Source organism: Microcoleus sp. N3A4, from assembly GCF_036701805.1.
GTDB lineage: Bacteria > Cyanobacteriota > Cyanobacteriia > Cyanobacteriales > Microcoleaceae > Microcoleus.
This window is the reverse complement of the sequence record NZ_JAUBRJ010000011.1, coordinates 105704-119699: the sequence shown is the minus strand read 5'-3', so window position 1 is coordinate 119699 and position 13996 is coordinate 105704. Positions and strand designations below refer to the sequence as shown.

The window sequence follows — 13996 nt, the reverse complement described above, 5'->3', positions numbered from 1 at the left end:
CTCTACCAGAACAGCCTGAGGAGATTGGCACAGAATTTGACAGTTAGTCAGGCGGATATTTGAGTCAGCGTGTTTAATAAAATTTAGAAAATGCTCGCTTTGCAGCCTAGCAGGACTTAGGATTAAATAAGTCCTGCTTTATTGTGAGAAATTTAAGTTCTGTTTTACTCTGGCGTGCGTTTTCGCAATATCTCCCTTACTTCCATTAAAATCTGTCCCAACATATTTTTGCCGCTGCCATCTTTCCCGCAACCCCAATAGTAATCACTAGGGGAATTTTCGACAATTTCCTCATCGCCAGTAGCGAGTAAAATTTCGCGGATATCGGCATGAGTTTCAAATTTGCGAAGTACAGCTTTTCGCATGATATCATCTTTGACTTGTTCCCAATCTTTGCGGAGGGGACGAGAGCGATCGCGCCCCATTTTTGCTGCATCTTTCGGCGTTTTTGCTTGGCGAATTTGGTCGCAGTCAGCCGTTTCGGGAAACTTTTGTGCTTGAAAATAATGTTCGCTAGTCGGCCAGTATTCTCCGTCTAACTCGAATCCATGACTGGAAAAATTAGAAAAACAGCCGTATTCGCTGCCAGTGGTGTAGAAGTAGATAGTCATAATGTCTGCGATTTCAATTTCGTTAATAATCTTGGTTTATAGTCAGCTTTACCTCTGTTGATTATCCACTATCTTCAACCGCACATCAATATTTTCAATATGGGAACCGATGTAAGACAGCAGGGCGTAAATGAATACGAGCACCCCCACCATTTCCAAAATTTCCTCAACAGAAGCCATCAAACCGTAGATCAAGTTTCGCTGACCTGCCACATCTGCATAATAGCCACAAACCATTTCCATGCCAAGCGCTCCACCGACATATATACTGCCTGCCAATAGAAAAAAATTCCTTGTTCTCAGGGGTAGGTGCAGGAGAAACTTGAGATAAGCCACCGCAGTAACCACAACAAAAATTGCCCCCGGAATTACCCAAATGAAATAAAAAAATCCCCCTAAATGCAGTGCCTTTCGCAAGTCGTTAATAATTAATATTTCGTGCAGACTCAATATTTCATCTAAAGATAAAAATACAAAGATGAACCCCAGCGCTTTCCAGTGTCGAAAATACCGATCGCCCTGCTTCTTCTTAGCAGCAGCAATAATACCGAGCAAAATCCCGCAAAACAGCAAAGTAAATGACGAGTACCACGAAGGATAATTTATTTCGCTGTCTAAATTAAATAAACTAATCCAGCGTTGGCGATAGTTAAAACCGTAACGCAGAACTTGTACGGTGCAACCAGCAACAGCAAAGAAGATCACCCAAATGCTGAGAGACAAAGCAACTCTCTTCGGCGAAACAGAAATAAGGAATTTCATCAACTTTTTGATAAGCTAGAACAAGCAAAATCAAACTATAAAGTAAAAATACAAAAATGGCAAGAGCGGCGCAATCCGCAACCTTGGATTTTTATCTAGAAAAAATTACAGATTACTGACAATGCACCTTCAAATTGAAACCTTCACTGTCCGCAAGCGGTTTGCCCTTACCATCAGCCGCGGTACAACTGCCCAAAGTACGAATTTATGGGTAAAATTAGCACACGAAGAAATCGAAGGTTGGGGAGAAGCATCGCCGTTTTCCACAGGTTCTCGGCCTCAAACTACCGAAATTCTGCTAGCCGCATTGCAGGAAGTTGCACCGCTGCTAGAAAAGTTTAGTCCGTTCGATCGCCAAAAAATAGAACAAGTATTAACAGAGGTAAACTTACCCTCAGCCGCACGCGCCGGCATCGACATGGCAATGCACGACTGGCTGGGCAAAAAAGCAGGCTTGCCGCTGTGGAAAATGTGGGGATTAGATCGATCGCGCATTGTCCCCACCTCCGTCACGATCGGCATTAATTCGCCGTCTGGTGCGAGAGAAAGAGTGCGCGATTGGTTTGGCAAAGATGCGACAGATCCAGCAAGCATTAAATACCGCGCCGTTAAGGTTAAATTAGGAAATCCAGAAGGAATAGAAGCCGACAAAGCTATGTTAATAGCAGTGCTAGACGAAGCCCCAGCTAACATTCAAATCAGTGTAGATGCTAACGGCGGTTGGAGTTTAAACAGCGCGATCGAAATGTGTTACTGGCTAGAAAAATACAAGATAAATTATGTAGAACAGCCCCTTTCACCCGTCGCTGATATGGATGAATTCTCAGAACTGTACCGTCAATCGCCCTTGCCAATTTTTGCCGATGAAAGTTGCTTTAATAGTTCCGACATACCCAAGTTAGCGCACTGCGTCCACGGCATCAATATAAAAATGATGAAGTCAGGCGGATTGACCGAAGCAATGCGGATGATTCACACAGCAAAAGCCTGCAATTTGCAAGTAATGTTTGGCTGCTATTCAGATAGCGCGATCGCAAATACAGCAGCAGCACAACTTTCGCCCCTAGCTGACTATTTGGATTTGGACAGTCACTTAAATTTATTAGACGATCCTTTCACCGGTGCGATCGTCGAAAATGGGTGTTTGCTGCCAAACGGGCGATCGGGATTGGGAGTGCGACGAATTGACATTGTAGAATAGAAGTATGGCTCAAAACAAATCTGGAGATAGTATGATACCAGTAGAATCAATAGGACAGGGAATTGATAGAGAAGCCAAGCTTTTCTTTGAAAAACACAAGCCGCCAACTGATTTAATTTTTGATGATGGTGCAGAAATGGAAAGCAACCGCCACCGTATAGCAATGACCGTTTTAATCCGTTCCCTAGAACAAGGTTTAGCTAACCGAAACGATTTTTTTGTGGGTGGTAATATGTTTATTTATTACAGCGTTAAACAGGTTCGGAATCAGGATTTTCGAGGTCCGGATTTTTTCGCTGTGTTGGGTGTTGACGGCACTACTTCCCGACAAGGTTGGGTAGTTTGGGATGAAAATGGACGTTACCCGGATGTCATTGTGGAACTGCTGTCGCCATCAACGGCTAATGAGGATACAGGCAAAAAAAAGGATATTTACGAGCAGGTTTTTAGAACTCCTGATTACTTTGTTTTCGATCCTTTCGATCCGAATTCTTTGCAAGGATGGCGTTTAGATGCCACCCTGCGCTATCAGCCGTTAGTGCCCGACGATCGGGGTTGGCTGTGGTGCGAAACGTTAGGTTTTTGGTTGGGCACTTGGGAAGGAATTGTCGATCGAGAAACAGCAGTCTGGGTGCGTTTTTTCGACGAATCTGGCAATTTAGTCCCATTACCCGAGGAAGCCGCTCAACAACAAGCGGAAACTGCTCAACAACAAGCAGAAACTGCTCAACAACAAGCAGAACGGGAACGCCAGCGAGCCGATCGACTAGAGGCCAGATTGCGAGAATTGGGAGAAGATCCGAATGCTCTTACCCCGATCCCAGATCGCAGCTAACACCCAATCGATTTTAGATTTTAGATTTTAGATTGAAGCTAAAATCTAAAATCGCCCCTCTCAAAAGTGAATCAATGACTAAAAACTATCGGCTCAAAAATGGCAAAGTTGCCATCCTGCTGCACGAGGGAATTCTCGGCCATTCCGGCAAAACAGGTTTAGCATTTTTGCGCTACAGCGAAGCACAAATTGTAGCAGTAATAGACAGCCAATGTGCCGGACAATCTTTACCTGAATTAACTGGTATTCCTCAACAAGTACCGATAGTTGCTTCCGTTGCAGAAGCACTGCAATTTGCGCCCGATATTCTGCTAATTGGTATCGCTCCTTCCGGCGGTGTTTTGCCTGCGGAATGGCTGCCAGAAATTGATCGAGCGGTAGCAGCAGGTTTGTCAGTTGTCAACGGTTTGCACGCCAAACTAGCACCTTTGATAACAGTTCCGTTAACCGAAAATCAATGGATTTGGGACGTGCGTCAGGAACCGGAAAACATAGGGGCGATCGCCTCTGCTGCTGCTGCTCAATTAAGTTGTCGCCGCGTGTTAACTGTCGGCACAGATATGAGCGTCGGCAAAATGTCAACCAGTCTGGAACTCAATCGCACTTGCTTGCAGCGGGGTTTGCGTTCCAAATTTTTGGCAACCGGACAAACGGGTTTAATGATCGAAAATCAAGGCCTTCCTTTGGATGCAGTGCGAGTTGATTTCGCCGCTGGTGCTGTCGAACAAATGGCGATAAAATTGGGTTCTGAATGCGATATTCTGCACGTAGAAGGGCAAGGTTCGCTATTGCATCCGGGTTCGACGGCGACTCTGCCGCTGTTGCGGGGTTCGCAGCCAACTCACTTAATTTTAGCGCACCGAGCCGGACAAACTAACATTCGCCATCACCCGCACGTATCGATTCCCAAATTATCAAAAGTGGTTGAATTGTACGAAATAGTTGCCGCTGCTGCGGGTGCTTTTACAGGGGGAAAAGTGAGCGCGATCGCCCTCAACACTCATCACTTAAATGAGGTCGATGCGCTGTTAGCAATAGCTGAAGTTCAAGCAGAAACGGGGTTGCCTTGTACCGATCCGGTGCGGTTGGGCGCGGAGGTTTTGTGGGAGGCGATCGACAATTAGTATGCTACAATAAATTTCAATTGAAGATGCAAAGCCATGACACAATCAATTCAAGCAAAAACACTGACTCTGCACGATGTCAAAACAAAATTTAACTTCCAACTTTGTGAAGACGAGCAATTTTTCCGGGAGTGGATGGACGATTTACCAGAAATTACAGATGAAGAAAAGCGATATCTTGACAAAGTAAAGGCTGGCTATACTAACAGTGCCGACCACTCCATGATAGAAGATACCGTAAAAATGGTGGTACTTGCTCCCTTGCTATTTTTAGCAGATTTATACCTGAATCCCTTTCATATAGAGGCAGAAAAATCGGTGGAACTTATCACCGTGGATGAAGGTATACTTGTCAGGGGAAGTATTGATGTTCTGCTTTTAATTGAATCTTTTTGGGTAGTTGCGATCGAAGCGAAGCGAGCGCAATATTCCGTTGAAGCTGGACTTCCTCAGTTACTATTTTATATGCTGAATGACCCCAGTCCAGAACAAGTAACTTTTGGGCTTCTGACAAATGGCAGCAGTTTTCGATTTATCAAAGTGACCAAACGAGACATACCGCAGTATGCCGTCTCTAAACTTTTCGATATTGCGAATCCCAGAAACGAACTTTACGAAGTATTTCGCATTTTGAAGCGATTATCTAGTATGATTTCCAGTTACAGCACTTTTACTTGAAGGCACAATATGGAACTAGATTCGGAAAATAACAATAAATTCAGTAAAGCTCACTTTGACTTTAACAATTTGCCCCAACTCACCAACCCTTGGCGACAGCTAAATCTGCAAGGAGTAGCTTTAGGTTTGATTCGCTTGCCTGCTGGCGATGGCTACACATTTACTCACAGCCACGCAGAACAAGAAGAAGTTTATATTGTAGTTGAAGGCAAAGGCCTGATGGTTGTAGATGGGGAACTATTGACACTTGAGGGCGGCGATATTGTCAGAGTTTCGCCCGCAGCAAAGAGAGCATTAAAAGCTGCTGAAAATACAGCCTTGTTTGTTATCTGTACTGGAGGATTGGCTGCAGGTTATCCCAAGCAGCCCAACGCGCGCTATCTGATAGATGATGGAATTCCCGATTATGACGATGTTCCGCCTTGGTATGAGAGAAATCCCGAAATTGCCGAGAGAAATGCACGGTTAAAAGAAAGGATGTTGAAAGCCCAAGCCAAACGAGACAGCAAACAGGAATCATAATGAATGAAAGTTCTTTTTCTTTACCGTCAGAATGCGCCATCCGCCCTGCCTCAGATCGAGATATCAAATCAATTAGAATGTTAGTGTGGAGCGCCAAACTCGATCCAACTCAGTTGCGCTGGGAGCAATTCTGGGTGATCGAATGCGAGGGGAAATTGGCAGCTTGCGGGCAGTTGCGGAACTTTGCGGGCGCGCAAGAATTGGGCAGTTTGGTGGTGGCGAAAGATTGGCGCGATCGAGGTTTGGGAAGCTACCTCACAAAATATTTAATTCAACAAGCTACAGAACCGCTATATTTAGAATGTTTGGGAAAGCGACTCGCATCATTTTATACTCGCTTTGGATTCGTAGAAGTTTCCGTACAAGAATTGCCGCAGTCGCTTAAATTCAAGTTCGGTTTGTCTCAATTAGCTAAAACTTTATTCAGAATTCCTGTAACAATTATGCAGTATCAAAAAAGTTTTCGATAATTATGACTTTTATGAATTTAAGATTCTGAATTTATGAATTGATTTTAAGTTCGACCTGTTCGATAATTGCGATTACAGGGTGCGATCGAGCTACACCGAGCGAAAACTCCTACCGCGTCGCGATATCTGCGTCAGTCTAGCCCTTGTAAGGACACGGCACTGCCGTGTCCCTAGCCCTTGTAAGGACACGGCACTGCCGTGTCCCTACGGCCCTCGCTCACTGCAAACCTATAAGTCACGAACTGGATATGTACGGATATTCCGGATTGGGCGATCGACAGTGCGTAAGCTCAGACTTCACAGAGCGCGGTAGTCCACTTTGCTAAATTGGCACAGCTAATAGCCAGATTATGAGGCTAAAACCCTTGTTAAATCGTTGTATGTGAATTGCCAAGTGTCCTGTGCCAATACCAGACCCGAAAAGTGGACGGGCGATCGCCCCAAAGATATTCGACTCCTGGCACATTAGTAAGTGTAAAGCAAGTGAGTCACAACCCCATCAAAACATAAAACCCAAAAATAAAACATCTTCACAGCAGCAGTAATGCGGAATCAGCCAATCTCTAATGTAGCTAACAACATCTACCCTTGAGGTAAATCCCACCAACTGCTCAACCACTAAATCCTTAATTCAATACCTCGGAATTACTGGATTTAGACTCCCCGCAACCGCTTCTCAAATCCCCTCAATATTTCAAAAATTCTTTGCCTTTTATCCCGATATAACGACAGAAGACAAGAACAATGAAATATCAAGGCAATCAATCTCAAGCGAGGAAATGCAGCCTCTCAAATAGCATAAACAGACAATTACACATCCATATATTTTAACACAACAGGAGTAAATATCATGTTCAACGTAGTAAAAGCTTTCGGATCGATTTTCTCCACCCAAGGATACAGCACAGCTAACAATATGTTAATCAAAAATTACGTCAACACCAATTTTAACTATTTCAACGAAGAAGCAGTGGTTGATGAATCGATTTACCCGAATCAAACAGGTCGCGTCCGCTTCCAAGGTAGCTGGTGGCCCGCACGGTGCGATCGCCAAATCACTCTCACACCGGGAGACACCGTTTATGTCATCGGCGTTGATAACATCACTCTGTTAGTTTCCCTGGCTCCTGCAGACTAAATCAGAGCATGAACGACCTAGTAATCAATCCCAACAAAGAAATGCTACTTTTCAAATAGCATAAATAGGCGCGTAAACTTCAATATATATTAACACAAAAGGAGTCAGGAAAATGTTCAACGTAATAAAAGCTTTCGGTTCAATTTTTTCTACTCACACCTACAGCACAGAAAAGAATATGTTAATCGACAACTACATCAACACCAATTTTAACTATTTCAACGAAGAAGCAGTCGTCGATGAATCGATTTACCCGAATCAAACAGGTCGCGTCCGCTTCCAAGGTAGCTGGTGGCCCGCACGGTGCGATCGCCAAATCACTCTCACACCGGGAGACACCGTTTATGTCATCGGCGTTGACAACATCACTCTGTTAGTTTCCCTGGCTCCCGCAAACTAAACTAGAAAGTAATCTCAACTTTTTCACTGTCAGAACCCCGACTTATTGAATAAGTCGGGGTTCTGACTATTCTGTTTTTTAGTGGCAATTTGGCTTAAATATCCCCTTTATTTCTTAGCCTGCAGAGGCGGGCTTTGTTTGTGTAGTAGCGGTTTCAACCGCCGAATTATAAAGGAGGTAGGCTGTTGTGCACTAGAAGAAAATGGCATTTTTGAGAGCTTGTTTGTTGAGGCGATCGCCCATTTGAGATGCGCTACTTTCCGAGCTTCCTGCTGCTTGTTCTGATGCTTTAGCGATCGGCGGTAGTGGTTCGAGCAGTTTGGCTTGAGCTTCCTGAATTGAAGGGTAATTTTCAGCCCAGGATGAAATCGCTTCTGAAAGGACATCAATCTCATCGGATAAGGGTTCAATTAGCTGGGCTAGTTCGGTTAATTGTTCGGCCCCGAAGAGCGATCGCTGGTGAGTTAATAGTTCGATAAACGAGTCGATTTTTTGTTCGGGGAGTGACATCGATTCCCGTTGGATTTTGTTAATTGTTTGGCGAACAAATTCGAGAGACAAATCTAATAATTGCGCGATCGTCTCTAAATTTATCCCCAACCCTATCGTGCGACGAATGGCTTCTAACTTCGCCTGCCGCTCACCTTGTTCGAGTCCTTCTTCTAAACCTTCTTGCTTGACTTCCTGGTAAAATCGAGTTTGTCTGAGTTCGCTTAAATTCAACATGGCGGCAATTTCCTCGCGGCTTTTTTGGGGGAGTTTGTAGACGATAATTGTTTCGATGAGGTTAATTAAATCGCGTAGAACGGTTGGATCGGACAACTGTTCTCGTGCCATTGCGATCGACTGCCGTGCTTGTTCTGCCGCTGTCTCTGCTGGCTCGATTACCAGTTTAACAACTTTCACTCCCAGCGATCGATCTGCGGCTTCTGGCAATTCATCAAGGTAAATCCGTTGGACGCGCTGACTGGTTAAGAGTTCCTGAAATTGCAGCATCTGTTCGTGTTCGATGCGACGATTGGGATAAATGACAACCACCCGCCAAGGATTGACCGGTTTGTATTGTCGCAGATAGAGAAAGAGTTCGCCAAAGATGCGGTAGTACAAGTCGGCATCGGGTTGAAACTGAACTTCAGCTAAGTAAAATGGTTTTTCTGGTTCTTCGGTTTTGGGGAGAAATAACCCGTCGATGCGGAATGCGAGTTGTTTGATTTCGCGGGAGGTGAATTCATAGGCGGTGGCTTCGTCTGGAGAACGATCGATCAGTTCAAAGAAGAAGCTGGGAAATTCTTGAAACAGGCTGTAGAAAATGGTGTCTGTTTTCATGAGTTGTCGATGCGAATCGAAGATGGGTACTATACCATGCCAAGAGAGGAACAACCATGACACAAGAACCGATTTTTGAAGAAAGCAGTGGCAAGGTATTCGCTGACCTCGGTCTGAAGGATGCAGATGCACTTTTTACGCGGGGCAAAATAGGAATTCAAGTAATCCGTATCCTGAAACAACGGAACTTGAAACAGCACGAAATTAGTCAACTTTTTGGCATTCCACAGCCAGAAGTATCTCATTTAAAAAACGCGGACATCGCATTAGCAAAATTTGGTAGCAAATCCGATTTGGCTGCTAAATTAAATAAAGATGTCGTGGGGAGCATCTCAGTTTTGCATTTATAGTGCGAGCTTAAGAGCTCGCGATTTGTAGAATACGCGAGCTCTTAAGCTCGCACTATAATAAAAAAAATGCTTTTTGCAAAACTGAGATGCTCCCGATGTCGTGTACCGCCAGCAACAATTTTTTCAAAGGTCAACCTGTTCAGCGCAAGCAGTTTCTTTGCATCTGCAAAAAGCTCAAACTGAAATGGGAACCCGACGATGAACAGGTTCAGGAGAAAGGTAAACCAACGTGAGTTCGATGGAGTCCGATCGCTACTTGCACAGGCGACGATTGGGCAGGCGATCGTCACCATCCGATTGTATTCACGTCACATATAAAACTACGATCTAATCAGTAAGCGTGGGAAAATAGAGATATAGCCAGCAAATATTTAGACAATTAGGGAGGCTTTTATGGAACACAGAGCATCACACTTAGACATGACAGAAGTTTTTTGTGAGACAGACAAGATATCGAAGTGTAGCTAATTTTATGGTGAGTTTAGTGGCAGGAATGATTGCTGATACTTATCAACCATCAAAACCATCATTGTCTGACATTGAACAACCAGTTTACCATTTTGAATGAACTCAAATTTCCTGAATTAAATAAACGTAAAACTTGACAAGCTAATTTCCTGTTGCCTTGGAACTTATAGCTTGTGGCTTCGCCGTGAGCGTCAATCGATTTTAGATTTTAGATTTTAGATTAAAGAATTGAAGCATTCACCCCACGAATAAATTCGGGGGCTCCTTTATCGGATACAGGTTTTTTATTTCTGGACGGATGAATCCGGGGGCTTGTATCCTGGATGCTTTCGGTCAGCCGAAATGTGAGGCGATCGAACTCCATCGAACTCGCGTTAATTAGGTGTTTTTGCCCTAGCGACTACTATGCCGATCGCACTTTCGACTCTCCTAATATATCTCTGCAAGTCGTAAGCAACTGTCACCTCCCCAGCAGGCGAAGCGTGAATTAAACCGATATTGCCGTCAGCATTGCGGTAGACTAAACCCATGTGGGTGACATCCAATCCTTTAACATCCGTCGCTACCGCTACAATATCCCCCGCTTTTAACTGAGAATAAACACTTTTTATGCGATTTGTCGGGATGTAATTAACAGTAGTTTTGGCTAAGTCTGCTTCTTGGCTGACAATGCACTGATAAGTTGCTTCGTCTTTGACCATTTGCGGGTAACTGCTGCGGTGCTGGCTCATAAAATTTAGTGTTTTATTCATGGGCACTCCGCCTAATTCAGCGGTGAGATTTTCCACTGTTTGCCGTTTTTGATTGTCGTTAATCCATTCCGAAAAATAGTGCAATCTGCTGCAATAACCGTTGATTTTACCGTTTAAATACCGCTGTTCTTCTATGCGATTTACAAAATTTTGATAGTCATAATCTTGTACTGCTACGCCCCTGGCAATCGCCAAAACGGTTTCTACAAACAAAACGCAATCAAATTTATTCAAAGTTACGATCAACTTTTCTTCGCCGGATTTGTCCAGCAAACCCTCAGCGTAGGGTTTTCCTAGGAAATAATCGGCGATCGCCTGGACGATTTCTCCGATCGAGCGAGCGTGCAAATTTTGTTGTTTTGCATACTGTACAACCTTTTCAAAACGTGCTATGTCTTCAGGTTGTGCAGCGGTTTCTCTCTCCGTATTATTTGAGTCCGGTCGTCTCGCCAGCACCTCCACTAATTGGGAATAGGAAATTTCAGGTAAATTGTTGAAGTCCCAAAACAGACTCGGGAAACTAGAGACAGTTTGCTTTTTTGTTACTTCCCGATTTTCGCTTTCTCCCGTCAAGGAAGCCGCTACATCTGCACCGCGTCCTGCTGTTTGTCGATCGACAACAGATCCAGCAGCAGGTGGAGACTGAAATACCCAAACATGAGGTATCAAAGAATTATTCACGCTGGCGATCGCCAATCCCAAAACAGCCAGACTCCAAAAATTTCTCATGTTTTTCAAAGGATTTTGCTTCAACTGAGTGCTATCCTGAAATTTTTACAATTATTAGAAGTCTCAATCAGCCTAGCAGACCGATAAAATTGGCAACAGCGCAGTCGATCGACACACTTGTCATTTAGACGCCGCCCTATTATAAACTGATCGTGCGAGTTTGATACCACAACACAATGCAAGTAGAACGCCGACGCCGCCCAATCCAGCCCCGAGGCCCAATCCAGCCCCGAGGCCCAATCCGCCCCCGAGGCCCAGTCCAATCTCGTCGCCACAGCAGCGAGGGCCCAGTCCAATCTCGTCGCCACAGCAGCGAGGGCCCAGTCCAATCTCGTCGCCGAGTGAGGACGAAATTTTCTCGGTTAAAATACCGTAACATCCTGTGCTTAATTGCCGGGGCGATCGCGATCGGTTGGATTGTCACAATACCGTTCAGAATTCGCCGTCCCCCAGAACCGCCAGTCATCTTGGCTCAACAGCCCGTCTCGCCTCAAGAAACACTCTCGCCTCCGACAATTGAACCATCGGAAAATTTAGCCGATCGTCAAAGCGAGCCTACCTTCAGCTACAACATCAAAACACCTCCCAATCCAGTTTACTCTCAAGAATTGCAAGAGATTGTTGATGAATCTGTGAAGATTGCAAGCAGTAAAGGACTGCCCACAGAACAGCTATCAATTACCTTATTTGATGTCAGTAATTCCAAAACTCACACCTTCGCCGGATATCAAAATCAAACTCTCCGATTTCCCGCTAGCGTTGCCAAGTTATTTTGGATGGCCGCCTTTTACTCAGCCATCGAAAAAGGCATCATTACGCAAAAAGAATCTGCCTTTAAAGACGACCTAGAACAAATGATTGGTGTCTCCAACAACGATGCAGCCAGCAGGCTTTTAGACAAAATCACAGATACAAAATCCGGCGGACGGCTCGCAGGAGAAGAATTGCAAACATGGCTGAAAAAGCGCACTCAAATTAACACATTTTTCCAGTCAGCAGGCTACAATGATATTCGTATAAGCACCAAAAATTATCCCATATACTATTTGAGGCAAGAAGGTCCAATCGGTCGCGACTTGCAATTGCGGGGCGATGCTTCCCAGCCGATTCGCAATCAAGTAACCACCGACCAAGCCGCCAGATTAATATATGAAATCTATACTAGGCAAGCGGTTTCTAGCGTCGCCAGCCGCAAAATGGCTTACTTGCTGACAAGAGATTTAGACCCCAAGGCATGGAAAAAAGACCCTAGCAATTCGATACAAGGATTTCTAGGCGAATCTTTACCAACTAATATTTATTTTGGTTCCAAAGTGGGCTATACTTCCAAATCCCGCAGCGAAGCGGCATTTGTCAGAACTTTAGACGATCGCGCGATTTATATCTTAGTCGTTTTCGCAGACGATCCGGCTTATGCCAAGGACGAAACAGCATTTCCAGCAATTTCTCGATACGTTTTCGATCGGCTAAACGCTCGCGGCCCCAGCATTTTGCAGTGATATGGAGTAGGGCCTGTTGACTGTTGACGGTTGACTGTAGAAGGAGGGGTCGAAAAACTGAAGGATGGTTGATATCAAATCCGGTAGCATCGGAATTATTCATCTCTCTGTTCTCTTCCTCTGTATTCTCTGCGTCAAGATTGGTTTAATCATTCCAAGGCAACCGGATTGGATATATAGCAATCCTCGCATCAGTCGCCTCTCTCGAGCGAGACCAGAATCCTTGCATTATACGCGAGCCAGAAAGCTCGCGTATAATGCAAGCAAATCATTTAGGATTGCTATAAGTGTTGAATATTGAATCGATTTTACAATTCCGGCGCAGTCAGAAGTGATATTACGCAAAAACAACGGTTTCTGCGAAAAATGGGCACTGGCGACCAAAGAAATCGATTTCTTGACCACAAATCTATGCTTTTAGGTAAAACCCTAATTAGGTTTGTAGTTATGAAGTCGGTCTTCTCTCGTCGCCCTTGGGCAGACTAGAAACAATTAGTTAAATAATTGATTGACCGGACACAATTTAACTGGGGCGAAAGGATTCGAACCTCTGAATGGCGGGACCAAAACCCGCTGCCTTACCACTTGGCGACGCCCCAACGTCTTAACCTTCACTATCTTAACATTCAAACACTGCAATCTGTCAAGCATTTTGACAATAAAATTTAAAAACTGTTTTTGAAAGCCATCGCCCGCAGGTTTATTCTTTGACAACAGCGGGTCGAGCCAGCGGGTTATCAATCCTGAACTCCTTTCCCTGTCAGGGTTCCGAGATACAGTTCCAGCTTGCTCCGTGTTTTTCCACGACAATCTGGTAGCTGATAGACAAGCCGAGCCCCGTACCCTTGCTCACAGGTTTAGCGGTAAAGAAAGGGTCAAACCAGCGACATTTAGCTTTTTGGGTCAATCCCGGCCCGCTGTCGCGAATCCGAATGACCGCAAGTTGACCGATCGATTTTCCTGACTCAGTATCCTCCGAGTCTTTGGCCGCCACCGCCGTCGAGATGTCGATCGTCTTGGGTGCGGGCTGATTTTCCCAAGAGTCGATCGCATTCCCCAAAATATTCATCAATACTTGGCTGAGGTGTCGGGGATAGCACTCTACCTTCGGCAAGTCGCCGCAGTCTTAAT

The 13996-nt window shown here is 44.7% G+C and carries 16 protein-coding genes, 1 tRNA gene and 1 pseudogene; 11 read left to right on the top strand and 7 right to left on the bottom strand.

What is annotated here, in order from left to right:
- Nucleotides 1-164: 164 nt before the first annotated feature.
- Both QUA56_RS09245 and QUA56_RS09240 read right to left on the bottom strand, forming a co-directional pair.
- Entirely contained in the window at nucleotides 165-611 is a 447-nt protein-coding gene (locus QUA56_RS09245; protein WP_333356158.1) for an NADAR family protein, read from the bottom strand.
- A gap of 48 nt (nucleotides 612-659) precedes the next feature.
- On the bottom strand, nucleotides 660-1373 hold the full coding sequence (locus QUA56_RS09240) for a hypothetical protein (RefSeq protein ID WP_333356155.1): 714 nt from the start codon (nucleotides 1371-1373) through the stop codon (nucleotides 660-662).
- Nucleotides 1374-1494: 121 nt separating this feature from the next.
- On the opposite strand from QUA56_RS09240, the gene QUA56_RS09235 reads away from it, so the two are divergent.
- The 8 genes from QUA56_RS09235 (at nucleotide 1495) to QUA56_RS09200 (ending at nucleotide 7741) form a co-directional block, all read left to right on the top strand.
- Nucleotides 1495-2574 (top strand): dipeptide epimerase, encoded by a 1080-nt coding sequence (locus QUA56_RS09235; RefSeq protein ID WP_333356152.1) that lies wholly within the window; start codon nucleotides 1495-1497, stop codon nucleotides 2572-2574.
- 31 nt (nucleotides 2575-2605) lie between these two features.
- On the top strand, nucleotides 2606-3409 hold the full coding sequence (locus tag QUA56_RS09230) for a Uma2 family endonuclease (protein WP_333356213.1): 804 nt from the start codon (nucleotides 2606-2608) through the stop codon (nucleotides 3407-3409).
- A gap of 74 nt (nucleotides 3410-3483) precedes the next feature.
- Complete coding sequence (locus QUA56_RS09225; protein ID WP_333356149.1) at nucleotides 3484-4533, top strand: DUF1611 domain-containing protein; 1050 nt, start codon at nucleotides 3484-3486, stop codon at nucleotides 4531-4533.
- A 36-nt stretch (nucleotides 4534-4569) separates the two neighbouring features.
- Nucleotides 4570-5211, top strand: a complete 642-nt coding sequence (locus tag QUA56_RS09220) for a type I restriction endonuclease (RefSeq protein WP_333356146.1) — start codon at nucleotides 4570-4572, stop codon at nucleotides 5209-5211.
- Nucleotides 5212-5220: 9 nt separating this feature from the next.
- On the top strand, nucleotides 5221-5733 hold the full coding sequence (locus QUA56_RS09215) for a cupin domain-containing protein (protein ID WP_333356143.1): 513 nt from the start codon (nucleotides 5221-5223) through the stop codon (nucleotides 5731-5733).
- Complete coding sequence (locus tag QUA56_RS09210; RefSeq protein WP_333356141.1) at nucleotides 5733-6203, top strand: GNAT family N-acetyltransferase; 471 nt, start codon at nucleotides 5733-5735, stop codon at nucleotides 6201-6203. Before QUA56_RS09215 ends, QUA56_RS09210 begins: the two co-directional genes overlap by 1 nt.
- Nucleotides 6204-7053: 850 nt before the next feature.
- Nucleotides 7054-7341, top strand: a complete 288-nt coding sequence (locus tag QUA56_RS09205; protein WP_333101688.1) for an NfeD family protein — start codon at nucleotides 7054-7056, stop codon at nucleotides 7339-7341.
- A 112-nt stretch (nucleotides 7342-7453) separates the two neighbouring features.
- Nucleotides 7454-7741, top strand: a complete 288-nt coding sequence (locus QUA56_RS09200; RefSeq protein WP_333356138.1) for an NfeD family protein — start codon at nucleotides 7454-7456, stop codon at nucleotides 7739-7741.
- Nucleotides 7742-7933: 192 nt separating this feature from the next.
- Here QUA56_RS09200 and QUA56_RS09195 read toward each other — a convergent pair whose 3' ends face one another.
- Nucleotides 7934-9067, bottom strand: coding sequence for an Rpn family recombination-promoting nuclease/putative transposase (locus tag QUA56_RS09195; RefSeq protein ID WP_333356135.1), 1134 nt, complete (start codon nucleotides 9065-9067; stop codon nucleotides 7934-7936).
- Between the two features lie 56 nt (nucleotides 9068-9123).
- Here QUA56_RS09195 and QUA56_RS09190 point away from each other — a divergent pair, with 56 nt between their 5' ends.
- Nucleotides 9124-9417: an XRE family transcriptional regulator gene (locus QUA56_RS09190; protein WP_333356132.1), complete on the top strand. Its 294-nt coding sequence runs from the start codon at nucleotides 9124-9126 to the stop codon at nucleotides 9415-9417.
- Between the two features lie 41 nt (nucleotides 9418-9458).
- Here QUA56_RS09190 and QUA56_RS09185 read toward each other — a convergent pair whose 3' ends face one another.
- Nucleotides 9459-9710: a hypothetical protein gene (locus tag QUA56_RS09185; RefSeq protein ID WP_333356129.1), complete on the bottom strand. Its 252-nt coding sequence runs from the start codon at nucleotides 9708-9710 to the stop codon at nucleotides 9459-9461.
- A gap of 143 nt (nucleotides 9711-9853) precedes the next feature.
- On the opposite strand from QUA56_RS09185, the pseudogene QUA56_RS36790 reads away from it, so the two are divergent.
- A pseudogene (locus tag QUA56_RS36790) lies at nucleotides 9854-9985 on the top strand (IS982 family transposase); the annotation flags it as partial.
- A gap of 274 nt (nucleotides 9986-10259) precedes the next feature.
- Here the strand turns inward: QUA56_RS36790 and QUA56_RS09180 are convergent.
- The gene (locus tag QUA56_RS09180; protein WP_333356126.1) at nucleotides 10260-11366 is read right to left on the bottom strand and encodes an N-acetylmuramoyl-L-alanine amidase-like domain-containing protein; all 1107 of its coding nucleotides are present in this window, start codon (nucleotides 11364-11366) and stop codon (nucleotides 10260-10262) included.
- Between the two features lie 176 nt (nucleotides 11367-11542).
- Between QUA56_RS09180 and QUA56_RS09175 the strand changes: the two genes are divergently transcribed.
- Entirely contained in the window at nucleotides 11543-12865 is a 1323-nt protein-coding gene (locus QUA56_RS09175; protein ID WP_445242883.1) for a serine hydrolase, read from the top strand.
- A gap of 527 nt (nucleotides 12866-13392) precedes the next feature.
- Here QUA56_RS09175 and QUA56_RS09170 read toward each other — a convergent pair.
- Nucleotides 13393-13464, bottom strand: a tRNA-Gln gene (locus QUA56_RS09170).
- Nucleotides 13465-13625: 161 nt separating this feature from the next.
- Nucleotides 13626-13979, bottom strand: a complete 354-nt coding sequence (locus tag QUA56_RS09165; protein WP_333356121.1) for an ATP-binding protein — start codon at nucleotides 13977-13979, stop codon at nucleotides 13626-13628.
- Nucleotides 13980-13996: the final 17 nt, after the last annotated feature.